The following is a 20,167-nucleotide window of genomic DNA, read 5'->3' on the forward strand; positions in this document are numbered from 1 at the left end:
TCGCGAAGCGACGCGACGAAGGAGCGCCCTTGACGCCCGGACCGGAGCCGCGACACTCAACAGAAAGGGGCGGCCCTCCGCTCGCCTGACTTCCCGGTCCGCCCTCTCTACTGCTTGGTACTGACCCGCACCTGCCCCGCTATCAGCCCCATTTTGATGGCTACAGCAGCGACTTGGGCCTTCACTCTTGGGGTCTAAACTGCGCGCTATGAGCTTTGGGCAAGGGGGACCCCAGTGGGGCGGTCCTGGGGCACCAGGACAGAGACCGTACGGGTCGCAGGACCGCAACACACCGGACTGGGCAGCGCTGGCTGACGCCTCCGCCGCGCGTGCCCGGCGTAAGCGGTGGCTGCTCGCGGGCGGCGGTGTGCTCGCGACCGCCGCGATAGCCGCCATCGTGGCGACCGCCGTTGTGTCCACGAGCAACGGCAGCGACGCACACGCGTCCAACGCCTCGGAGACGGCCGCCACCACCCTCCCCCCGGACTCCGCCCTGCCGGGCGGCGGCGACGAGCCCGAGCCGTCCTTCTCCTCGGTCGCCCCGCAGGCACCGCCGACCCCGAAGGACTTCATCGACAGCGCGGACAAGGACAAGGCCCCGCTCAGCGCCGAAACCCTCTTCCCCGGCGCCAAGTTGACGATGCCCGGCAACCACGTCTACCTGAAGGCCGCCACCGCCCGCACCACCAACTGCGCGGCAGCGGCCCAGGGCGCCCTCGGCTCGATCCTCGCCTCCAACAGCTGCGACCAGGTCATCCGCGCCACGTACCACAAGGGCGGCGTGGCAGTGACGGTCGGCGTCGCGGTCTTCAACAAGGAAGCGCAGGCCCTCAAGGCGAAGTCCGAGGCCAGGGACGGCATCGCCTCCCTCTCCGGCGCGGGCGTCCCGACCTACTGCCGGGCCGGCGCGGTATGCAGGAAGACGACCAACTCCTACGGCCGGTACGTCTACTTCACCGTCAGCGGCTTCACCAACCGCAAGAACGTGACGAAGGCCGACAAAGACGTCTTCGCCATCAGTGACGACCTCGCCCAGTTCACGTTCCAGCAGATCGTCCAGCGCGGCGAGATGCAGGCATCAGCGGCGGCGACGGCCCCCATCTCATAGCCGCGGCCGGCCCCACGAACACCACACGATCTTGCCGGGGTTCCGTTCCCCCACCCCCCACTCGTCGGCGAGCGCGGAAACAAGCATCAGCCCGCGCCCCGTCTCGTCGCCGCCGTCGGGATGCCCCTCCTTCGGCGCACCGTCCCCGCTGTCATGCACCTCGACGGTGAGCACGTCCCCGTCCCACCGCAGAAACAGCCGAAAACCGCGCCCCGGCGGTACGCCGTGCACCAGCGCGTTGGTGCACAACTCGCTCACACAGAGCAACACTTGATCGGCGTACGACGTCAGCTCCCACACCTCAAGAGCAGCGGCGGCGAACCGCCGCGCGGCGGGCACGGATCGGCGTTCCCGCCGGTAGAAGCGTTCTCTGACGGACGCGAATTCGGTATGTGTGTTCACGGTACGAGGGTCGCGGAGAGTGACTAGTCTCTGGCAGTGAGCGAGGTCGTACAGATTTTTTGTACGGGTTCCGCATGGTGGATGTACGCACGTCCGTGGGGAGTTCGCCCTTATGCAGCCAAGGAAACGCCGCAACCGCAACGGGTCGGCGATGAAGATGCTGGGCGCCCAGCTCGCCCACTTCCGCAGGTTGGCCGGATACACCCAGGAGTCGCTGGCCGATGCAGCGCTGATGAGCGTGGAGACAGTGGCCTCAATCGAGCAGGGGAGAAGGTTGCTGAAGACTGATCAGGCGGCTCTGCTGGATGACTTGCTAGGCACGAAGGGAGCCCTGGCAGCAGCTCTGGAGCACCTGCCGGACGTAGACATGATTCCGGAGTGGGCAGCCGAATACGTGGAGATGGAGAGCGAGGCGATCACGCTGTCCTCGTACGAGAACCAAGTACTGCCCGGCCTGCTCCAAACCGAGAACTATGCACGTTCTGTGCTCAGCAATCGCGTCCCAGCATTCGATGAGGACGAGTTGGCCGCGCAGACAACGATCCGTATGGACCGGCAAGTCATCTTTCAGCGCAAGGAGCCTCCGACAGTCAGCTTTGTCATCTGGGAGCCGGTGCTGTCGATGCGTCTGAGCACCGATGCGGACTACGTGGAGCAGATTGCACACCTCCGCGAGTGTGCCGATCTCCCGTGCCTCACCATTCAGGTCCTGCCACTGAACGTACGCAGCCACGCGGCTCTGAGCGGCGCGTACGTCCTGTTGGAGACACCTGAGAATCAGCTCGTCGGTTACTGCGAAACCCCTCGGGGAAGCCAGCACGTCTCCGACCCGAAAGAAAACAGCATCCTCGCCCGCAAATATGCAATGCTGCGGACGCAGGCTCTCAACGCCGAAGACACGAAGAGCCTGCTGGACCGGCTGGGAGAGTAATGAGCGTCGCACTGACATGGTTCAAGTCCAGCTACAGCAACGACGAGGGCGGCAACTGCCTCGAAGTCGCTCACCACTGGGACGGCAACTGCGTCGCCGCCCACCCCACCACCATCCACGTCCGTGACTCCAAGAACCCGGACGGCCCCACGCTCACCCTCTCCCCCACCACCTGGGCCGCCTTCACCAGGCACGCGTAAGGCTCGCCTGGACGGCGGCCTCAACGCCGGTTGGCGAGGCCGGTCACGGCTGGAAGTACTCCGACATCATGCGGGTCACCCACTCCGGCTGCTCGGTGTGTGCCGCGCGGAACTCCGCCATCGTCGGCTTCAGGTCGATGACCGGGGTGCCCGAGACCGCGTCGAGGCCCACCACCGTCAGTTCGCGGCCGTTGACGGATTCGATGGCGCAGCACGTCACTCCGATGCGGTTCGGTCTACGGGGACCCCGGCCGGCGAAGACACCGACGGGCGGGAGGTCGGAGCGGCCGCGGTAGGGGCGGGGTTCGCGGTAGTCGTCGTCTTCGGGGAACTGGTCGAAGACGAAGAGGACCTCCACGTGGGAGAAGCCCTCCAGGCCTTGGAGGCAGGCGTCACCGAAGCGCTCGTCGACGGTGATCGTGCTGCGGACGGCGCCCCAGTTGTCCGTGTGCTGGACGTCCGTCCGGTTGTTCCGGACCGTGCCTATCGGTGTGATCTCGAAGCTGGGCATAGCAAGGTTCTACCGGAGACCAAGGCTCTCGTGCGGTCCGTACTCACCGCACCCGAGGCAGAAACCCGTACGGTTTCGCCATCAGCAGAGGCAGTGCCCGACCGCCGACGCGTGGCGGCAGGATGCCCCTATGCAGCCAGTCTTCGTTCTCGTGCACAGTCCGTCGGTGGGTCCTTCCACCTGGCACCCGGTGGCCGAGGAACTGACCGCGGCGGGACACCAGGTGCGGGTGCCGTCCCTGCTGCACGTGGGCGCCGGTGAACCACCGTTCTGGCCTCGGATCGCCGACGCCGTCCGTGACGGGCTCGGGGGGATCCCGACGGACCAGCCACTCGTCCTGGTGGCGCACAGCAACGCGGGTCTGTTCCTGCCGTCGATCCGCTCGGTCCTCGCCCATCCGGTGACCGGTTCGGTCTTCGTCGACGCCGCGCTGCCGGCCCGCACCGGACCGACCCCCGTCGCCCCGCCCGAGCTGGTGGAGTTCCTCCGTCCCATGGCGGTGAACGGGACGCTGCCGCGCTGGACCGACTGGTGGGACGAGGCTGACATCGCGCCGATGTTCGCCGATCCGGCCATGCGGCGGAAGGTCGTCGCCGAACAGCCCAGGCTGCCGCTGTCCTACTACGAGCAGCGCGTCCCCGTCCCTGCCGGCTGGGACGACCACCCCTGTTCCTACCTGCTGTTCGGCCCCCCGTACGACGCCGTGGCCACCGACGCGCGCGAACGCGGCTGGCGGGTCGCCCATCTGCCCGGCGCGCATCTGCACCAGATCGTCGACCCCGCCGGCACCGCCCGGCACCTCCGTGAACTGACCGCCGGTGCTGCTTGACAGCTACGGCGCGCCGACCACCTGGCGGCTAGCCGCAGCACCCGTCGCCGCCGCCCGAAACCCCCGGCAGGGTGCGCTTGTTGCGGGCCTCGCGGCTGCGGGACAGCAGCAACTCGTCGGCCGGGTAGCCGACTTCCTCCAGCGTGAGGCCGTGCGGGCGTACGACGTGGACCGCCGAATCGCGGACGCCCGCGGCGAGCACCTTCGCGGGCCAGTCGACGCCGCGGTGGCCGTCGCCGACGAACAGCAGCGCGCCGACCAGGGAGCGCACCATGTTGTGGCAGAAGGCGTCGGCCCGCACGGTCGCGGTGATGATGCCGTCGTCGCCGCGCACCCACTCCAGCCGCTGGAGCGTACGGATCGTCGTCGCGCCCTCGCGGCGCTTGCAGTACGCGGCGAAGTCGTGCTCGCCGACCAGGCCCGCCGACGCGGCGTTCATCGCGTCGACGTCAAGTGCCCAGTCGTGCCAGAGGACATGGCCGCGCAGCAGCGGGTCGACTCCGCCGGGGTTGTCCGTGACGCGGTACGCGTACCGCCTCCAGACGGCCGCGAAGCGGGCGTTGAAGCCCGCCGGGGCCTCGGCGACACTCCACACCCGTACGTCGTGCGGCAGGCGCCCGGCGAGGCGTCTGACGAGTTTGTCGCCGTGCTCGGCCCACACCTCGTCCGGCAGGTCCACATGCGCCACCTGCCCGCGCGCGTGCACGCCGGCGTCCGTACGCCCGGCCACGGTCAGCTCGTACGTACGCGCCGACCGCGTCACCGTGCGCAGCGCGTCCTCGATCTCGCCCTGCACCGTGCGCCGGGTGGTCTGTTTCGCCCAGCCGGAGAAGTCCTTGCCGTCGTACGACAGATCCAGCCGCACCCGCACATGCCCGGCCGCCGCGCCCTCGTTCTCTTCGCTCACCGACCCATCCTCCCAGGCCGCCGCAGCGGCCCGGTCCGCAGCCGCCGGGCGTCAGCTCCGCCGTGCTCCGGCGACCGGGTTGGCCGGCTCGTCGAGCCAGACCGTCGTCCGGCCGCCCGGGCCGACATCGAGCCCGTAGCGGGTCCGTGCGGGCGCTCCCGCGTGCTGCCACGCCTCGTACGCGTCCGTCATCTCGTCCCACACCCGGCGGGGCCCGAACTGCTGGATCTCGAACTCGCTCGCCTCGGGCTCGTAGTCCACGGACGCCCACGAGTCGGTGCCGGTGTCGGCCAGCCAGAGGGTGAACTCTCCGTCCGGGCCGTGCCCGACCGAGTACCGCACGGTCGGGCAGGCGACACCGACGGCGAACGCGGCGTCGTCCACGCCCAGCACGTAGCGGGGGTCCAGCGGGCCGCGCGAGGTGGCTGCCAGCTCCTGGTCATGGACGCAGTCCATGACGTCCCGACGTGCCGGCGGCTCGGCGGTCACGTCCCGCCGCATCCACATGAACGCGGAATCTCCGATCACCGGGCCCGAAGCGACTGGCCCCTCGTCCCCGTCCGCCACGGTCAGGCGCACCAGGACGCCGTTGTAGAGGCCCGTGCCCCACGGGGCCACGACGATCCCGCCGGGAGCGGTCTGCTCGACCAGCGGGTACGGGACGTCCGCCAAGGCGCACGTCACGACGACCCGGTCGTACGGAGCCCGGCCCGGCAGACCGGCCGCGCCGTCGCCGGTGGCCAGCGTCGGCTTCCACCCGGCGGCTGCCAGCCGGGCACGCGCGGCTTCGGCGAGCACTGGGTCGATCTCGATGCTGGTCACCTGGCTGTCACCGAGCCGGTGGCAGAGCAGGGCCGCGTTGTACCCCGTGCCGGTGCCCACCTCCAGGACCCGCTGCCCGTCACGGACGTCGAGCGCGGCCAGCATGCCGGCGACCATCCGAGGCATCGACGCCGACGACGTCGGTACGCGGGCCACGTCAGCGTCCGGGGTGTCGACCCGCACGACGACCGGCACATCCCCGTGGACGGCGGCCTCCCACCGGTCGGAGGCGCGGGTCCGGTCGACGGGCCGGTAGCCGTCGTCGTCGCGCAGCCAGATCCGGTCGGGGATGTACCGGGCCCGGTCGACGTCGAGAAATGCGGCAGCCCAGCCGTCCGGGAGATGACCGCCGGCCTTGAGCAGGGCGGTCAGAGCGGCCGAACCGCCGGAGCCGGCCGAACCGGTCACGCTCACGGCTTCTTGGGCGGTGGAGGCGGGATCGGCCTGTCAGGCTTGTGCCCGTCGCTTTCCGCGTTGTCAGGTTTGCCGCCGTGCTTGCCCATGGCGTGCTTCCGTGAGGAGGGGCTGGTCGGACCCCCACGTTAGCCACATGGGAGCCGGTCAGGCAGGGGGCGCACGGAGCGCGAGCTAGCGCCCCGGAACCGCGTACCCGCCCCCGCGCGTCCCTTGCGGGCATGGACGAGGGAAGCACGGGTGCGCGCCCGGAGCGGGGCGGCGGTGGGGCCGGGTGTCTGCTTGCCGGGGTGGGGGCGGCGGTCGCGCCGGTTGTCTGGGCGCCGCAGGCCGCCGTCAGTGTCGACGGGGGGTTCGAGGGGCACGCGCGCGATCTGAGCGTGCTCTTCATCGACCTGCCGCTCATCGTGCTCGGCGGCGCCCTGGTCCCGCTCTGCACCTGGGCGTTGGCCACCCGCTGGGGCCAACGGCCCTGGGTCGCCGTGCTCGTGGCGCTGGCCTCGCTCGCGTTCGCCGTGTGGGGGCTCACCGAGTGGTGGACCCCCCGGAAGCAGCTGGACCCCGGCTACGGTCCCGGGATCTGACCCGCAGGGCGGCGACGGCCAGCGCCGCCATCGTCGTGGTCGCCGCAGCCCCGATCGCGAAGCCGCCCTGCGCGCCGAAGGTGTCCACCGCCCGGCCGGACACCGCCGCCGCACCCGCGGCCCCCGCCGCGCTGGCCGAGTTGAGCCAGGTGAAACCCTGCGTCAGAACGGCCCGGTGGACGGCGGATTCGGCCAGGACCGACAGCAGCACCAGGACGGGCGGCACAGCCGCGCCGGTGAGTACGACCACGGAGCCCAGCGCCAACGGCGAGCCCGCCGCGAGCAGTAGCAGGCTGCCGAGCGCCAACACGGCCGTGGCCACGGCCAGTTGCGTACGGGGCGGGGTACGCCAGCGCCGTAGCCCGTACAGCCACCCGGCCAGCAGCCCGCTGCCGCTCGACACCGCGAAGATCGGTGCCGCCGTGGCTGCCGCGTGGTGCTCGGTCGCGAAGGACGTCACGGACACCTGTACGGCGCCGAAGTACACGCCGATGGCGAGGTTGAGCCCCACCAGCACAGCGAACGCGGGCCGCAGCAGCGAGCTGCCCGGTCCCACGGCCGACCCGGACGCCACCGACCGCACAGGCGGCGGCGCCGTACCGCGCTGCGCGGCGAACGCCCCTCCCCCGGCCACCACCAAGGCCGCCGCCAGTACGGTGCCCAGCGCCGGATGCCCGGCCGCTCCGAGCGCGCTGACCAGGGTCGGCCCCGCCAGGTAGCCGAGTGCGTTGCTCAGCGACTCCAGCGCGAAGGCGCTGGGCAGCTCCGCCGGCCGCTTCTCGCCCAGCAGCGCCACCCAGCGGGCGGATGACAGCGCGCCCAGCTGCGGGATCGTGGCGCCGGCCAACGCCCCGCCGGCCGTCATGAGCCAGGCCGGGCTGCCGCCGGCGACCAGCGCCAGCAGCGCCGTTACGGCCCCCGCGTGGGCGAGCAGGGCGGGCGGCAGTACCCGGGTCTGGCCGAAGTGGTCGATGAGCCGCGCCAGTTGGGGCCCGGCCAGGGCCTCGGCGACGGCGAACCCGCCGCTCACCAACCCGGCCGTGGCATAGGAGTCCGTCCGGCCGTGCACCAGCCAGACGATGCCGAGGCTGGTCATCGCGATGCCGATGCGGCCCGCTGTGGCGGTCAGGAAGAAGGCCGCTGCACCAGGAGTGCGCAGCAGCTGACGATAAGGCGCCGACGACACGGCGTATCCTCTTCGCTGCCCGGCGGGGCGCCGCCCATTCGGGGGCGTCGCCTGGAACCGTCCAGTTCTGGCGTGGAGCGGGGACACACACCCCACGCCGACTCCGTCACCGGGCAGAAATATCTGTCTCTCGTAGTCCGCAACTCTCGTACGGTTGCGTCATTCAAACACAAGAACGGGCCCGCCCCCCAAAGGGAGCGGGCCCGTTCTTCGGACGTCAGGCGTCCTTGGACTCGTCAGCCGCTTCCGCGGGCTTCGCGTCCTCGACCGGCTTCGCGTCCTCGACGGTCTCGGCGGGGGCGTCCTTCTTCAGGGCGTCCTCCTTGACCGCGCGCTTCGTCGCCGCCTCGGCCTCACCGGTGGCAGCCTGCGCCACGGTCAGGGCCTCGACCAGCTCGATGACCGCCATCGGGGCGTTGTCGCCACGACGGTTGCCGATCTTGGTGATGCGGGTGTAGCCACCGGGGCGGTTCTCGTACCGCGGCGCGATCTCGGTGAAGAGGGTGTGCACGACCGACTTGTCGGTGATCGACTGCAGCACCTGGCGACGGTTGTGGATGTCGCCCCGCTTCGCCTTGGTGATCAGACGCTCGGCGACGGGCCGCACACGGCGGGCCTTCGCCTCGGTGGTGGTGATACGGCCGTGCTCGAAGAGCGACTTCGCGAGGTTCGCGAGGAGAAGCTTCTCGTGCGCGCCGCTGCCGCCCAGACGGGCACCCTTGGCGGGCTGAGGCATGGTGTTACTCCTTCATATCTGCACCGGCCGTATCAGGTACCGATGTCAGTTCCCCCGGAGCGGCCGCCCCGGGAAATTCGAGGGACTGCTCAGTACTGCTCGGTCTCCACGAAACCCGCGTCCGCGTCGTCGTCGGCGCCGAAGGCGTCGGCGGCGGCGGTCGGGTCGAATCCGGGCGGGCTGTCCTTGAGCGCCAGGCCCATGCCGGCCAGCTTCGCCTTGACCTCGTCGATCGACTTCGCACCGAAGTTGCGGATGTCGAGCAGGTCGGCCTCGGAACGCGCCACGAGCTCACCCACGGAGTGGATGCCCTCGCGCTTGAGGCAGTTGTACGACCGAACGGTGAGCTCAAGCTCCTCGATCGGCAGGGCGAGATCGGCGGCGAGCGCCGCGTCCGTCGGCGACGGGCCCATGTCGATGCCCTCGGCGTCGATGTTGAGCTCGCGCGCCAGACCGAACAGCTCGACCAGCGTCTTACCGGCGGACGCCATGGCGTCGCGCGGCCGCATGGCCTGCTTGGTCTCGACGTCGACGATCAGCTTGTCGAAGTCGGTGCGCTGCTCGACACGGGTCGCCTCGACCTTGTACGTGACCTTGAGCACCGGCGAGTAGATGGAGTCGACCGGGATCCGGCCGATCTCCTGGCCCACCTGCTTGTTCTGGACGGCGGAGACGTAGCCGCGACCGCGCTCGACGGTCAGCTCCATCTCCAGCTTGCCCTTGCCGTTGAGCGTGGCGAGGACGAGGTCCGGGTTGTGCACCTCGACACCGGCCGGGGGCGCGATGTCGGCGGCGGTGACCAGGCCGGGACCCTGCTTGCGCAGGTACATCACGACCGGCTCGTCGTGCTCCGAGGAGACGACCAGCTGCTTGATGTTGAGGATGAGGTCGGTCACGTCCTCCTTGACGCCCGGCACGGTGGTGAACTCGTGCAGGACTCCGTCGATCCGGATGCTGGTGACAGCGGCACCGGGGATCGAGGAGAGGAGCGTACGGCGGAGGGAGTTACCGAGCGTGTAACCGAAACCCGGCTCCAGCGGCTCGATGACGAACCGGGAGCGGTATTCGTCGACGACCTCTTCGGTCAGCGACGGACGCTGAGCGATAAGCATGCGTGATTCCTTCTTTTGGGGACGCCCGCTATTTGACGTCCTTCAGTACTGCTCAAACTCACCGTGCAGCCAAAACCCACTGCACAGTCTCAAGGGTACGGGCGGCACGGCCCTTACGAGCCGTACCGCCCGGACACTCAAGGCGTGCGAGACAACCGGGCCTCAGACGCGGCGGCGCTTGGGCGGACGGCAGCCGTTGTGCGGGGTGGGGGTGACGTCCTGGATCGAACCCACCTCAAGGCCGGTGGCCTGGAGGGAGCGGATCGCGGTCTCACGGCCGGAGCCGGGGCCCTTGACGAAGACGTCGACCTTGCGCATGCCGTGCTCCTGCGCGCGACGGGCGGCCGACTCGGCGGCCATCTGCGCGGCGAAGGGGGTGGACTTACGCGAACCCTTGAAGCCGACGTGGCCGGCGGAGGCCCAGGAGATCACGTTGCCCGAGGGGTCGGTGATCGAGACGATGGTGTTGTTGAACGTGCTCTTGATGTGGGCGTGCCCGTGAGCGACGTTCTTCTTTTCCTTGCGGCGCACCTTCTTGGCTGCGCCCTGACGGCCCTTCGGAGGCATGTCTTTACTCCTGCGTGGAGGTGGTCGGTCCTACAGCGAAGACCGCTGATAAGCGTCCGGCTGAGGACTACTTCTTGCCCGGCTTCTTCTTGCCGGCGATGGCGCGACGCGGACCCTTGCGGGTACGAGCGTTCGTGCTGGTGCGCTGACCGTGCACCGGCAGGCCACGACGGTGCCGAAGACCCTGGTAGCAGCCGATCTCCACCTTGCGGCGGATGTCGGCGGCGACCTCACGACGGAGGTCACCCTCGGTCTTGAGGTTGGCGTCGACGTACTCGCGGATCTTGACGAGGTCTTCCTCGGCAAGGTCGCGGACGCGGACGTCGGGGCTGACTCCCGTGGCGGCGAGCGTCTCCTTGGACCGGGTGCGCCCGATACCGAAGACGTACGTGAGGGCGACCTCGACGCGCTTTTCGCGCGGGAGGTCAACGCCTGCGAGGCGTGCCATTCATGGCTCCTGATGATTTCGGAGGTCTTCCGCAGTGTCGGTCCCGGTGTCCGCAGGAGCTTCACAGCGACTGCGGTCGGGTCTCCGGCCTCCGCCGGAGGTGTCGGCATTCGCACACCAGGTGTGCTCTATGTCGGACACTGCGTGATTACGATTGCTCGCGTCGCGCGAAGTACTGCGGTAAGGCAGGGGGTCGTGCGTCAGCCCTGGCGCTGCTTGTGGCGCAGGTTGTCGCAGATGACCATGACCCGACCGTGACGGCGGATCACCTTGCACTTGTCGCAGATCTTCTTGACGCTCGGCTTGACCTTCATGGGATTGAGGTTCTCCGGGTCAGTGCCAACGCCCAAGAACGGGCGGCGGCAAGATCTACTTGTATCGGTAGACGATCCGGCCACGCGTCAGGTCGTACGGAGACAGCTCCACCACGACCCGGTCATCGGGAAGGATCCGGATGTAGTGCATCCGCATCTTGCCGCTGATGTGCGCGAGGACCTTGTGACCGTTCTGGAGCTCCACCCTGAACATGGCATTCGGGAGGGACTCGATCACGGTGCCCTCAATTTCGATGGCACCTTGCTTCTTGGCCACGCTTCGCCCTTCGAATCGGCTACCTTGATCGACTCCGGCCACTCGGCATCCTCATGCGTTGCTGCATGCGGACACACGGATACACCAGAGCCGACGCGTCAGTCTACGACAGCACCCTCGAAAAGACGAATCCGAGAAGTGTGCCCACTACCAGAGATTTTTAAGCAACGCGCACATCAGGCCAGCGGGTCCGGCGCGGCGGTCACGCCCAGCTCGGCCAGCTTCGCCTTGCCGCCGTCGGGGGCGGTCAGCACCAGCGGGCCCTCCTCGGTCAGCGCGATCGAGTGCTCCCAGTGCGATGACCAGGTGCCGTCGGTCGTGATGACCGTCCACTCGTCCGCCAGCACCTCGGTGTGCGGGGTGCCGAGCGAGACCATCGGCTCGATCGCGAGGCAGAAGCCGGGGATCAGCTTGGGGCCCTTGCCGCGCTTGCGGGAGACATAGTTCAGCAGGTGCGGGTCCATGTGCATCTCGGTGCCGATGCCGTGGCCGCCGTAGTCCTCGACGATCCCGTACTTGCCGCCGCCGGGCCGCGGCTGGCGGCGGATGTACGTCTCGATCGCGCGCGACACGTCGACCAGCCGGGCGCCGTTGCGCATCGCGGCGATGCCCGCCCACATCGACTCCTCGGTCACCCGGGACAGCTCGACCAGCTCGGGCGCGTGGCCCTCGCCGACGAACGCGGTGAAGGCGGCGTCGCCGTGCCAGCCGTCCACGATCGCGCCGGCGTCGATGGAGATGATGTCACCGTCCTTGAGGACGGTCTTGTCGTCCGGGATGCCGTGCACCACGACCTCGTTCACGGACGTGCAGATCGTCGCGGGGAAGCCGCCGTACCCGAGGAAGTTCGGCTTCGCGTCATGATCGGCGAGCACCTTGCGGGCGACCAGGTCGAGGTCCTTCGTGGTGGCACCCGGAACCGCGGCCTCGGCCGTGGCCGCGTGCACAGCGGCGACGACCAGCCCCGCCTCGCGCATCTTCGCGATCTGCTCGGGGGTCTTGATCTGCACCATGGTTGTGCGCCTTCCACCTGACTCGGACGATCCGTGACTCAACGATCCGTACTCAACAGTACGGCCGCGGCGTCCGGGGACACCGCGGCCGTAACGTCACTCTGAACTGCACACCGCACACACTCGCCGGAGGCGCTACGCGGCCTCGTCGTCGCGCCGGAGCGCCTCCATCGCGCGGTCGGTCACCTCGGTGACCTTGCCGAGCGCGGAGATCGTGATCACGAGGCCCTGGGACCTGTAGTGGTCGATGATCGGCTCGGTCTGCGTGTGGTAGACCTCAAGACGGGTCCGGACGGTCTCCTCGGAGTCGTCGTCCCGCTGGTACAGCTCGCCGCCGCACTCGTCACACACGCCCTCGCGCTTCGGGGGGCTGTAGGTGACGTGGAAGACGTGCGAGCTGTCGTTACGGCAGACCCGCCGGCCGGCGATCCGCTTCACGACCTCGTCCTCGGGGACCTCCAGGTCGAGCACCGCGTCGAGCTTCACACCGTCGGCGGCGAGCGCCGCGTCCAGTGCCTTCGCCTGCGACACGTTGCGCGGGAAGCCGTCCAGCAGGAAGCCGTTGACGGCGTCCGGCTGCTTCATCCGGTCCTGCGCCATGGCGATCGTGACCTCGTCGGGGACCAGCTTGCCCTCGTCCATGAACGATTTCGCCTGTTTGCCCAGGTCCGTGCCCTGACTGATGTTGGCACGGAAGAGGTCGCCCGTGGAAATGTGCGGGATCGAGAGGTTCTTGGCAAGGTACGCGGCCTGCGTTCCCTTGCCGGCACCGGGCGGTCCGACGAGGACGATTCGCATCAGCGGAGGAACCCTTCGTAATTGCGCTGCTGAAGCTGGCTCTCGATCTGCTTCACGGTCTCCAGACCCACACCCACGATGATCAGGATGCTCGTCCCGCCGAACGGGAAGTTCTGGTTCGCACCGCCGTAGCCTGCCAACGCCAGTGTCGGCACAAGAGCGATCAGTCCCAGGTACAGCGAGCCTGGCCAAGTGATCCTGTTGAGCACGTAGCTCAGGTACTCGGCGGTGGGCCGGCCCGCCCGGATACCCGGGATGAAGCCACCATACTTCTTCATGTTGTCAGCGACTTCTTCAGGGTTGAACGAGATCGCCACGTAGAAGAAGGCGAAGAACACGATCAACAGGAAGTACGTGACGATGTAGTACGGGTGGTCGCCCTTGACGAAGTGGCCCTCGATCCAGGTCTTCCAGCCCGACTGCGAGTTGGAGAACTGCGCGACCAGCGCCGGGATGTAGAGCAGCGACGAGGCGAAGATGACGGGGATCACACCCGCCTGGTTGACCTTGAGCGGGATGTAGGTCGACGTACCGCCGTACGACCTGCGGCCGATCATGCGCTTCGCGTACTGCACGGGGATGCGGCGCTGCGCCTGTTCGACGAAGACCACGAGCCCGACCATCACGAAGCCGATGAGGATGACCGTCCCGAACTCGATCCAGCCCTTGGCCAGGTGACCGCTCTGCTTGATGGCCCAGAGCGAACCGGGGAAGCCGGCGGCGATCGAGATGAACATGAGGATCGACATGCCGTTGCCGATGCCCTTGTCGGTGATGAGCTCACCGAGCCACATGACGGCGCAGGTACCGGCGGTCATGGTGACCACCATCACGACGGTGGTGAAGATCGACTGGTCGGGGACGATCTCCGAAGCGACCGGGCAGCCGCTGAAGAGCGCTCCGCTGCGGGCGGTGGCGACGAGGCCGGTGCCCTGCAGGATGGCGAGGGCCACGGTCAGATAACGCGTGTACTGCGTGATCTTCGTCTGACCTGAGGAGCCCTCCTTCTTGAGGGCTTCCAGCCTGGGGATGACCACGGTCAGCAGCTGCAGAATGATGCTCGCTGTGATGTACGGCATGATGCCGAGCGCGAAGATCGTGATCTGCAGCAGTGCCCCGCCGCTGAACATGTTCACCAGACCGAACAGGCTGTTGTTGCCCTTCTGGGCCGCGTCGACACACGTCTGGACGTTCGTGTAGCTGACACCGGGGACGGGGATGTGCGCCCCGAGCCGGTACAGCACGATCATGCCGAGTGTGAAGAGCAGCTTCTTGCGCAGGTCGGGCGTCCTGAACGCCCGGGCGAACGCGGTGAGCACGGTGCCTCCTGCGACCCCCGCGCTACTGCGTCAGAGGTGACGGTATTGAGGATCGACGGATACGGTCCGAGAGAGAACCCTCGGTGTAATGCAGCAGCAATGCAACGCCACCATACCGGCGGCAGTGCTTCAGGTGGAACGGCCAACCAACGACCAACCGGGGATGCCCCCTTAGTAGAGGCATCCCCGGCTGGTTGAATCAATCCACCGACGTGTCCGAAATGTCTCAGACGAGCTCGGTGACGGTGCCGCCGGCGGCGGCAATCTTCTCCTTGGCGGAGCCGGAGACGGCGTCAACCGAAACCTGCAGCGCCACGGAGATCTCGCCCTGGCCCAGGACCTTGACGAGGCTGTTCTTGCGAACCGCGCCCTTGGTGATCAGATCGGCCACCGTGACCTCGCCGCCCTCGGGGTAGAGAGCGCCGAGCTTGTCCAGGTTGACGACCTGATACTCGGTACGGAACGGGTTCTTGAAGCCCTTGAGCTTCGGCAGACGCATGTGGAGGGGCATCTGCCCACCCTCGAAGCGCGCCGGAACCTGGTAACGGGCCTTGGTGCCCTTGGTGCCACGACCTGCGGTCTTACCCTTGGACGCCTCACCACGACCCACACGGGTCTTGGCGGTCTTGGCGCCCGGGGCAGGCCGGAGGTTGTGGACCTTCAGCGGGTTGTTCTCCGCCATGTCAGTCGACCTCCTCGACCGTGACGAGGTGCCGCACGGTGTTCGCCATGCCGCGGAACTCGGGACGGTCCTCCTTGACAACCACGTCGTTCAGGCGCTTGAGCCCGAGCGAACGCAGGGTGTCGCGGTGGTTCTGCTTGCTGCCGATGTACGACTTCGTCTGCGTGATCTTGAGGCGAGCCATTACGCACCCGCTCCCGCACGCGCACGGAGCAGAGCCGCGGGGGCGACGTCCTCGAGGGGCAGACCGCGGCGGGCCGCGATCTCCTCAGGACGCTGCAGGCCCTGGAGGGCCGCCACGGTCGCGTGCACGATGTTGATGGGGTTCGAGGAACCGAGCGACTTCGACAGGATGTCGTGGACGCCGGCGCACTCGAGCACGGCACGCACCGGACCACCGGCGATAACGCCGGTACCGGGGGAAGCAGGCTTCAGCAGGACGACGCCCGCGGCCTTCTCACCCTGGATCGGGTGCGGGATGGTGCCCTGGATACGGGGGACCTTGAAGAAGTGCTTCTTGGCCTCCTCAACACCCTTGGCGATGGCGGCCGGCACCTCCTTGGCCTTGCCGTAACCGACACCCACGGTGCCGTCACCGTCACCCACCACGACGAGCGCGGTGAAGCTGAAGCGACGACCACCCTTGACAACCTTGGCGACGCGGTTGATCGCGACGACGCGCTCAACGTACGCGGTCTTCTCGGCGGCAGACGCGCCGCCGTCACGGCCCTTCCGGTCCCGCCGCTCGCCGCCACCGGCACCGCTTCCGCGGCGCTGGGGTCCAGGCATTTGTTTACCTCTCTCTGTTACGTCCGCTTTGCGTAGGAACCGGGGCTCAGAACTTCAGCCCGGCTTCGCGGGCGGCGTCAGCCAGAGCGGCAATCCGCCCGGCGTACTGGTTGCCACCACGGTCGAAGACGACAGCCTCGATACCGGCGGCCTTGGCGCGCTCGGCGACCAGGGCCCCGACCTGCTTCGCCTGGGCGCTCTTGTCGCCCTCGGTGCCGCGGATCGAAGTGTCCAGTGTCGACGCCGAAGCGAGCGTGTGGCCCGCGATGTCGTCCACGACCTGAGCCACCATGTGGCGGTTGGAACGCGTCACGACGAGGCGGGGGCGCTCCTGCGTGCCCGACACCCTCTTGCGGACGCGAATGTGACGGCGCTTGATGGCAGCGGCCTTGTAGGCCTTGCCCTTGGCGATCTTCACACCGTATGCCATGGCTTACTTACCAGCCTTTCCGACCTTGCGGCGGATGACCTCGCCCGCGTACCTGACACCCTTGGCCTTGTACGGGTCAGGCTTCCGCAGCTTGCGGATTTTGGCGGCGACCTCGCCGACCTTCTGCTTGTCGATGCCCTCGACGGAGAACTTCGTCGGGTTCTCGACCTTGAAGGTGATGCCCTCAGGGGCCTCGATGAGGATCGGGTGGCTGTAGCCAAGCGCGAACTCCAAGTTGGAGCCCTTCGCCTGGACACGGTAACCAACGCCACTGATTTCGAGCGCCTTGACGTATCCCGTGGTCACGCCGGTGATCATGTTCGCCACCAGCGTGCGAGACAGGCCGTGGAGGGCCTTGTTCTGACGCTCGTCGTTGGGGCGCAGCACCGAGATGATGCCGTCATCGCCCTTGGTGACCTCGATCGGTGCCGCAACAGTGTGCGTGAGGGAACCCTTGGGGCCCTTCACAGCGACCGTACGGCCATCGATGGTGACGTCCACACCGGCGGGAACCTGGATGGGGAGCTTGCCGATTCGCGACATGAGCTTTTCCTCCTCCGTTCCCGACTACCAGACGTAGGCGAGGACTTCCCCACCTACGCCCTTCTTGCTGGCCTGCTGGCCGGTCAGGAGACCGTGGGACGTGGAGATGATCGCCACGCCCAGGCCGCCGAGAACCTTCGGCAGACTCGTGGACTTCGCGTACACACGCAGACCCGGCTTGGAGATGCGCTTGATGCCGGCGATCGAACGTTCACGGTTCGGGCCGAACTTCAGCTCCAGGACGAGGTTCTTGCCGACTTCGGCGTCCTCGACCTTCCAGCCGGTGATGAAGCCCTCCTGCTGGAGGATCTCCGCGATGTGCGACTTGATCTTGCTGTGCGGCATCACGACGTCGTCGTGGTATGCCGAGTTCGCGTTACGCAGACGCGTGAGCATGTCTGCGATGGGATCAGTCATGGTCATGTATTGGCCTTCGGCCTCTCTCGCCGGGGTTTCCTGTATGCGCCATCCCTCTCCCCGATCAGAGCCGGGACGGGTGCGGTGCGGGGACCTACGGCGTAGTAAGTCGTTTGGGACGGCGGGCGCCCAACCCCACTAGCCTACGGCATTTGGGGGTGGGCTCCCGCCAACCAATTACTTACCGAGAGCTTCGGGAAATCCCAGAAAAGGGATTACCAGGAGCTCTTGGTCACGCCCGGCAGCTCGCCGCGGTGGGCCATCTCACGAAGGCACACACGGCAGAGGCCGAACTTGCGGTAGACGGAGTGGGGCCGGCCGCAGCGCTGGCAGCGGGTGTAACCGCGCACGCCGAACTTCGGCTTACGGGCGGCCTTAGCGATCAGAGCCTTCTTCGCCACGGTCAGTTCTCCTTGAACGGGAAGCCGAGGTGACGAAGGAGGGCACGACCCTCGTCGTCGTTGGTCGCCGTGGTGACCACGGTGATGTCCATGCCCCGGACCCGGTCGATCTTGTCCTGGTCGATCTCGTGGAACATGACCTGCTCCGTGAGACCGAAGGTGTAGTTGCCACGGCCGTCGAACTGCTTCGGCGACAGACCGCGGAAGTCACGGATACGCGGCAGCGCGAGCGACAGCGTACGGTCCAGGAACTCCCACATGCGGTCGCCACGGAGTGTGACGTGGCAACCGATCGGCTGACCCTCGCGCAGCTTGAACTGCGCGATGGACTTCCGGGCCTTGGTGACGGCCGGCTTCTGACCGGTGATCGTGGTGAGGTCGCGGATGGCGCCCTCGATCAGCTTGGAGTCGCGGGCGGCGTCGCCCACACCCATGTTGACCACGATCTTCACAAGACCGGGGACCTGCATGACGTTCTCGTACTTGAACTGGTCACGCAGCTTGCCGGCGATCTCTTCGCGGTAGCGCGTCTTCAGACGCGGCGAAGTGGTGGTGGTCGTCATCAGATGTCCTCACCGGTCCGCTTGGCAACGCGGATCTTGTTGCCCTCGTCGTCAAAGCGGTAGCCGACGCGCGTGACGACCTTCTTGCCGTCCTTCTCCACGACCAGCTGAACGTTGCTGATGTGGATGGGGGCCTCGGTGGTGACAATGCCGCCGGTCTGCGAACCGCGGGCCGTCTGACCGGCCTTGGTGTGCTTCTTGACCCGGTTGACACCCTCGACCAGAACACGGTCACGCTCGGGGTAGGCCACGATGACCTTGCCCTGCTTGCCCTTGTCCTTACCGGTGATGACCTGAACCAGGTCGCCCTTCTTGATCTTCATGCTTACAGCACCTCCGGCGCGAGCGAGATGATCTTCATGAACTTCTTCTCGCGCAGCTCACGGCCGACCGGGCCGAAGATACGGGTGCCGCGAGGGTCGCCGTCGTTCTTCAGAATGACGGCGGCGTTCTCGTCGAAGCGGATGTACGAACCGTCCGGACGACGGCGCTCCTTCACGGTGCGAACGATGACCGCCTTGACGACGTCACCCTTCTTCACGTTGCCACCGGGGATCGCGTCCTTGACGGTGGCGACGATGACGTCACCGACGCCCGCGTAGCGGCGACCCGAGCCACCGAGAACACGGATGCAAAGGATCTCCTTGGCACCAGTGTTGTCGGCGACACGCAGTCGCGACTCCTGCTGGATCACGTCTATCTCCTGATCGTCTGCCGGTTCCCGGCGAGGTCCGTGAGTGACTCACGGACCTCGCCGAGCCTGGCGGAACTGCTCCGGGGGAATGCCCCCGGAGGGATTACTGCCTTGGAACTACTTGGCCTTCTCGAGGATCTCGACGATGCGCCAGCGCTTCGTGGCGGACAGCGGCCGGGTCTCCATCAGGAGGACGCGGTCGCCGATGCCGGCGGCGTTCTGCTCGTCGTGCGCCTTGAGCTTGTTCGTACGGCGGATGACCTTGCCGTACAGGGCGTGCTTCACGCGGTCCTCGACAGCGACGACGACGGTCTTGTCCATCTTGTCGCTGACGACAAGGCCCTCACGGGTCTTGCGGTCGCCGCGTGCGGCCGTGTTGTTGTCGGTCACGTTGCTCTCAGTCATCAGGCGCTCTCCACCGTCTCGATGCCCAGCTCGCGCTCACGCATCAGGGTGTAGATCCGCGCGATGTCCTTACGGACGGCCTTCAGCCGACCATGGTTCTCGAGCTGTCCCGTCGCCGCCTGGAAGCGGAGGTTGAACAGCTCTTCCTTGGCCTCGCGGAGCTTGCCAACAAGCTCCTCGCTGCCCAGCTCGCGCAGCTCGGATGCCTGGGTACCGGCCGCCATCACGACTCACCTGCCTCGCGCCGAACAATCCGGCACTTCATCGGAAGCTTGTGAGCAGCGCGGGTAAGCGCCTCACGCGCAATCTTCTCGTTCGGGTAGGACAGTTCGAACATCACCCGACCGGGCTTGACGTTCGCGATCCACCACTCGGGCGAACCCTTACCGGAACCCATGCGGGTCTCGGCGGGCTTCTTCGTGATGGGACGGTCCGGGTAGATGTTGATCCAGACCTTGCCGCCACGCTTGATGTGGCGGGTCATCGCGATACGCGCGGCCTCGATCTGACGGTTCGTCACGTACGCCGGGGTCAGCGCCTGGATGCCGTACTCGCCGAACGAAACCGCCGTACCACCCTTGGACTTGCCACTGCGGCTGGGGTGGTGCTGCTTACGGTGCTTGACCCTACGGGGGATCAGCATGTCGGTCAGGCCTCCGATCCGCCGGTAGAAGTGGGCGTCGCCTCCGCGGCGGGAGCTGCGGCGGCCTCGGCCTTGGGGGCCTCGGTCGCGGGAGCGCCCTGCGGCTTGCGGCCACCGCGGCC

32 protein-coding genes are annotated in these 20,167 nt (G+C 67.6%); 5 read left to right on the forward strand and 27 right to left on the reverse strand.

Going from position 1 to position 20,167, the window contains the following annotated elements; translation table 11 throughout:
• Window positions 1–208: 208 nt before the first annotated feature.
• Window positions 209–1,108: a hypothetical protein gene (locus HY68_RS06875; protein WP_041985654.1), complete on the forward strand. Its 900-nt coding sequence runs from the start codon at window positions 209–211 to the stop codon at window positions 1,106–1,108.
• On the opposite strand, the gene HY68_RS06880 is transcribed toward HY68_RS06875, so the two are convergent.
• Window positions 1,103–1,510: an ATP-binding protein gene (locus HY68_RS06880; RefSeq protein WP_041985656.1), complete on the reverse strand. Its 408-nt coding sequence runs from the start codon at window positions 1,508–1,510 to the stop codon at window positions 1,103–1,105. The genes HY68_RS06875 and HY68_RS06880 overlap by 6 nt on opposite strands.
• Window positions 1,511–1,622: 112 nt before the next feature.
• Between HY68_RS06880 and HY68_RS06885 the strand changes: the two genes are divergently transcribed.
• Window positions 1,623–2,441, forward strand: a complete 819-nt coding sequence (locus HY68_RS06885; protein ID WP_041985657.1) for a helix-turn-helix transcriptional regulator — start codon at window positions 1,623–1,625, stop codon at window positions 2,439–2,441.
• Window positions 2,441–2,641 carry a DUF397 domain-containing protein gene (locus tag HY68_RS06890; protein WP_041985659.1) on the forward strand — a complete coding sequence of 67 codons (201 nt, stop codon included), beginning with the start codon at window positions 2,441–2,443 and terminating at the stop codon, window positions 2,639–2,641. Before HY68_RS06885 ends, HY68_RS06890 begins: the two co-directional genes overlap by 1 nt.
• 43 nt (window positions 2,642–2,684) lie before the next feature.
• On the opposite strand, the gene HY68_RS06895 is transcribed toward HY68_RS06890, so the two are convergent.
• On the reverse strand, window positions 2,685–3,152 hold the full coding sequence (locus tag HY68_RS06895) for an SAM-dependent methyltransferase (RefSeq protein ID WP_041985662.1): 468 nt from the start codon (window positions 3,150–3,152) through the stop codon (window positions 2,685–2,687).
• Between the two features lie 166 nt (window positions 3,153–3,318).
• Here HY68_RS06895 and HY68_RS06900 point away from each other — a divergent pair, with 166 nt between their 5' ends.
• The gene (locus HY68_RS06900; protein ID WP_241778489.1) at window positions 3,319–3,981 is read left to right on the forward strand and encodes an alpha/beta fold hydrolase; all 663 of its coding nucleotides are present in this window, start codon (window positions 3,319–3,321) and stop codon (window positions 3,979–3,981) included.
• A gap of 28 nt (window positions 3,982–4,009) precedes the next feature.
• Here HY68_RS06900 and truA read toward each other — a convergent pair whose 3' ends face one another.
• Window positions 4,010–4,888 (reverse strand): tRNA pseudouridine(38-40) synthase TruA, encoded by an 879-nt coding sequence (gene truA, locus HY68_RS06905; RefSeq protein ID WP_041985666.1) that lies wholly within the window; start codon window positions 4,886–4,888, stop codon window positions 4,010–4,012.
• Between the two features lie 51 nt (window positions 4,889–4,939).
• A complete protein-coding gene (locus HY68_RS06910) occupies window positions 4,940–6,118 on the reverse strand; it encodes a methyltransferase domain-containing protein (protein ID WP_052457035.1) in 1,179 nt (392 codons plus the stop codon).
• A 227-nt stretch (window positions 6,119–6,345) separates the two neighbouring features.
• Between HY68_RS06910 and HY68_RS06915 the strand changes: the two genes are divergently transcribed.
• Entirely contained in the window at window positions 6,346–6,708 is a 363-nt protein-coding gene (locus HY68_RS06915) for a hypothetical protein (RefSeq protein ID WP_041985668.1), read from the forward strand.
• Here the strand turns inward: HY68_RS06915 and HY68_RS06920 are convergent.
• The 23 genes from HY68_RS06920 to rplP form a co-directional block, all read right to left on the reverse strand.
• Entirely contained in the window at window positions 6,650–7,894 is a 1,245-nt protein-coding gene (locus HY68_RS06920) for an MFS transporter (RefSeq protein ID WP_041985671.1), read from the reverse strand. The two genes, HY68_RS06915 and HY68_RS06920, sit on opposite strands and share 59 nt — an antisense overlap.
• A gap of 217 nt (window positions 7,895–8,111) precedes the next feature.
• Window positions 8,112–8,630, reverse strand: coding sequence for a 50S ribosomal protein L17 (gene rplQ, locus HY68_RS06925; protein WP_041985673.1), 519 nt, complete (start codon window positions 8,628–8,630; stop codon window positions 8,112–8,114).
• Between the two features lie 89 nt (window positions 8,631–8,719).
• Window positions 8,720–9,742: a DNA-directed RNA polymerase subunit alpha gene (locus HY68_RS06930; RefSeq protein WP_003956430.1), complete on the reverse strand. Its 1,023-nt coding sequence runs from the start codon at window positions 9,740–9,742 to the stop codon at window positions 8,720–8,722.
• 162 nt (window positions 9,743–9,904) lie between these two features.
• The gene (gene rpsK, locus HY68_RS06935) at window positions 9,905–10,309 is read right to left on the reverse strand and encodes a 30S ribosomal protein S11 (RefSeq protein ID WP_003956432.1); all 405 of its coding nucleotides are present in this window, start codon (window positions 10,307–10,309) and stop codon (window positions 9,905–9,907) included.
• A 67-nt stretch (window positions 10,310–10,376) separates the two neighbouring features.
• A complete protein-coding gene (rpsM, locus tag HY68_RS06940) occupies window positions 10,377–10,757 on the reverse strand; it encodes a 30S ribosomal protein S13 (RefSeq protein WP_041985677.1) in 381 nt (126 codons plus the stop codon).
• A gap of 200 nt (window positions 10,758–10,957) precedes the next feature.
• On the reverse strand, window positions 10,958–11,071 hold the full coding sequence (gene rpmJ / locus HY68_RS06945; protein WP_003956441.1) for a 50S ribosomal protein L36: 114 nt from the start codon (window positions 11,069–11,071) through the stop codon (window positions 10,958–10,960).
• 55 nt (window positions 11,072–11,126) lie between these two features.
• Window positions 11,127–11,348 (reverse strand): translation initiation factor IF-1, encoded by a 222-nt coding sequence (gene infA / locus HY68_RS06950; RefSeq protein ID WP_014047798.1) that lies wholly within the window; start codon window positions 11,346–11,348, stop codon window positions 11,127–11,129.
• A gap of 176 nt (window positions 11,349–11,524) precedes the next feature.
• On the reverse strand, window positions 11,525–12,361 hold the full coding sequence (map, locus tag HY68_RS06955) for a type I methionyl aminopeptidase (RefSeq protein ID WP_041985688.1): 837 nt from the start codon (window positions 12,359–12,361) through the stop codon (window positions 11,525–11,527).
• 135 nt (window positions 12,362–12,496) lie between these two features.
• The gene (locus HY68_RS06960; RefSeq protein ID WP_041985691.1) at window positions 12,497–13,159 is read right to left on the reverse strand and encodes an adenylate kinase; all 663 of its coding nucleotides are present in this window, start codon (window positions 13,157–13,159) and stop codon (window positions 12,497–12,499) included.
• Window positions 13,159–14,478 carry a preprotein translocase subunit SecY gene (gene secY, locus HY68_RS06965; RefSeq protein ID WP_041985693.1) on the reverse strand — a complete coding sequence of 440 codons (1,320 nt, stop codon included), beginning with the start codon at window positions 14,476–14,478 and terminating at the stop codon, window positions 13,159–13,161. Before secY ends, HY68_RS06960 begins: the two co-directional genes overlap by 1 nt.
• A gap of 226 nt (window positions 14,479–14,704) precedes the next feature.
• Entirely contained in the window at window positions 14,705–15,160 is a 456-nt protein-coding gene (gene rplO / locus HY68_RS06970; RefSeq protein ID WP_041985696.1) for a 50S ribosomal protein L15, read from the reverse strand.
• Between the two features lies 1 nt (window position 15,161).
• Window positions 15,162–15,344, reverse strand: coding sequence for a 50S ribosomal protein L30 (rpmD, locus tag HY68_RS06975; RefSeq protein WP_041985698.1), 183 nt, complete (start codon window positions 15,342–15,344; stop codon window positions 15,162–15,164).
• Window positions 15,344–15,949, reverse strand: a complete 606-nt coding sequence (gene rpsE / locus HY68_RS06980) for a 30S ribosomal protein S5 (protein WP_041985700.1) — start codon at window positions 15,947–15,949, stop codon at window positions 15,344–15,346. The genes rpmD and rpsE overlap by 1 nt, the downstream gene beginning before the upstream one ends.
• Window positions 15,950–15,995: 46 nt before the next feature.
• Complete coding sequence (gene rplR, locus HY68_RS06985) at window positions 15,996–16,379, reverse strand: 50S ribosomal protein L18 (RefSeq protein WP_041985701.1); 384 nt, start codon at window positions 16,377–16,379, stop codon at window positions 15,996–15,998.
• A gap of 3 nt (window positions 16,380–16,382) precedes the next feature.
• Window positions 16,383–16,922, reverse strand: coding sequence for a 50S ribosomal protein L6 (rplF, locus tag HY68_RS06990; RefSeq protein ID WP_041985705.1), 540 nt, complete (start codon window positions 16,920–16,922; stop codon window positions 16,383–16,385).
• A 24-nt stretch (window positions 16,923–16,946) separates the two neighbouring features.
• Complete coding sequence (gene rpsH, locus HY68_RS06995; protein WP_041985707.1) at window positions 16,947–17,345, reverse strand: 30S ribosomal protein S8; 399 nt, start codon at window positions 17,343–17,345, stop codon at window positions 16,947–16,949.
• A gap of 209 nt (window positions 17,346–17,554) precedes the next feature.
• Entirely contained in the window at window positions 17,555–17,740 is a 186-nt protein-coding gene (locus HY68_RS07000; RefSeq protein WP_003948630.1) for a type Z 30S ribosomal protein S14, read from the reverse strand.
• A gap of 2 nt (window positions 17,741–17,742) precedes the next feature.
• Complete coding sequence (rplE, locus tag HY68_RS07005) at window positions 17,743–18,303, reverse strand: 50S ribosomal protein L5 (protein ID WP_041985714.1); 561 nt, start codon at window positions 18,301–18,303, stop codon at window positions 17,743–17,745.
• Window positions 18,303–18,626 (reverse strand): 50S ribosomal protein L24, encoded by a 324-nt coding sequence (rplX, locus tag HY68_RS07010; protein ID WP_041985718.1) that lies wholly within the window; start codon window positions 18,624–18,626, stop codon window positions 18,303–18,305. The genes rplE and rplX overlap by 1 nt, the downstream gene beginning before the upstream one ends.
• A gap of 2 nt (window positions 18,627–18,628) precedes the next feature.
• Window positions 18,629–18,997: a 50S ribosomal protein L14 gene (rplN, locus tag HY68_RS07015; protein ID WP_041985720.1), complete on the reverse strand. Its 369-nt coding sequence runs from the start codon at window positions 18,995–18,997 to the stop codon at window positions 18,629–18,631.
• Window positions 18,998–19,114: 117 nt separating this feature from the next.
• Window positions 19,115–19,402, reverse strand: coding sequence for a 30S ribosomal protein S17 (gene rpsQ / locus HY68_RS07020; protein WP_041985724.1), 288 nt, complete (start codon window positions 19,400–19,402; stop codon window positions 19,115–19,117).
• Window positions 19,402–19,626 (reverse strand): 50S ribosomal protein L29, encoded by a 225-nt coding sequence (rpmC, locus tag HY68_RS07025; protein ID WP_041985727.1) that lies wholly within the window; start codon window positions 19,624–19,626, stop codon window positions 19,402–19,404. Before rpmC ends, rpsQ begins: the two co-directional genes overlap by 1 nt.
• Window positions 19,626–20,045, reverse strand: a complete 420-nt coding sequence (rplP, locus tag HY68_RS07030) for a 50S ribosomal protein L16 (RefSeq protein ID WP_041985730.1) — start codon at window positions 20,043–20,045, stop codon at window positions 19,626–19,628. Before rplP ends, rpmC begins: the two co-directional genes overlap by 1 nt.
• Window positions 20,046–20,167 lie beyond the last annotated feature (122 nt).

The organism is Streptomyces sp. AcH 505 (genome assembly GCF_000818175.1).
In the GTDB taxonomy this organism is placed as follows: Bacteria; Actinomycetota; Actinomycetes; order Streptomycetales; family Streptomycetaceae; genus Streptomyces.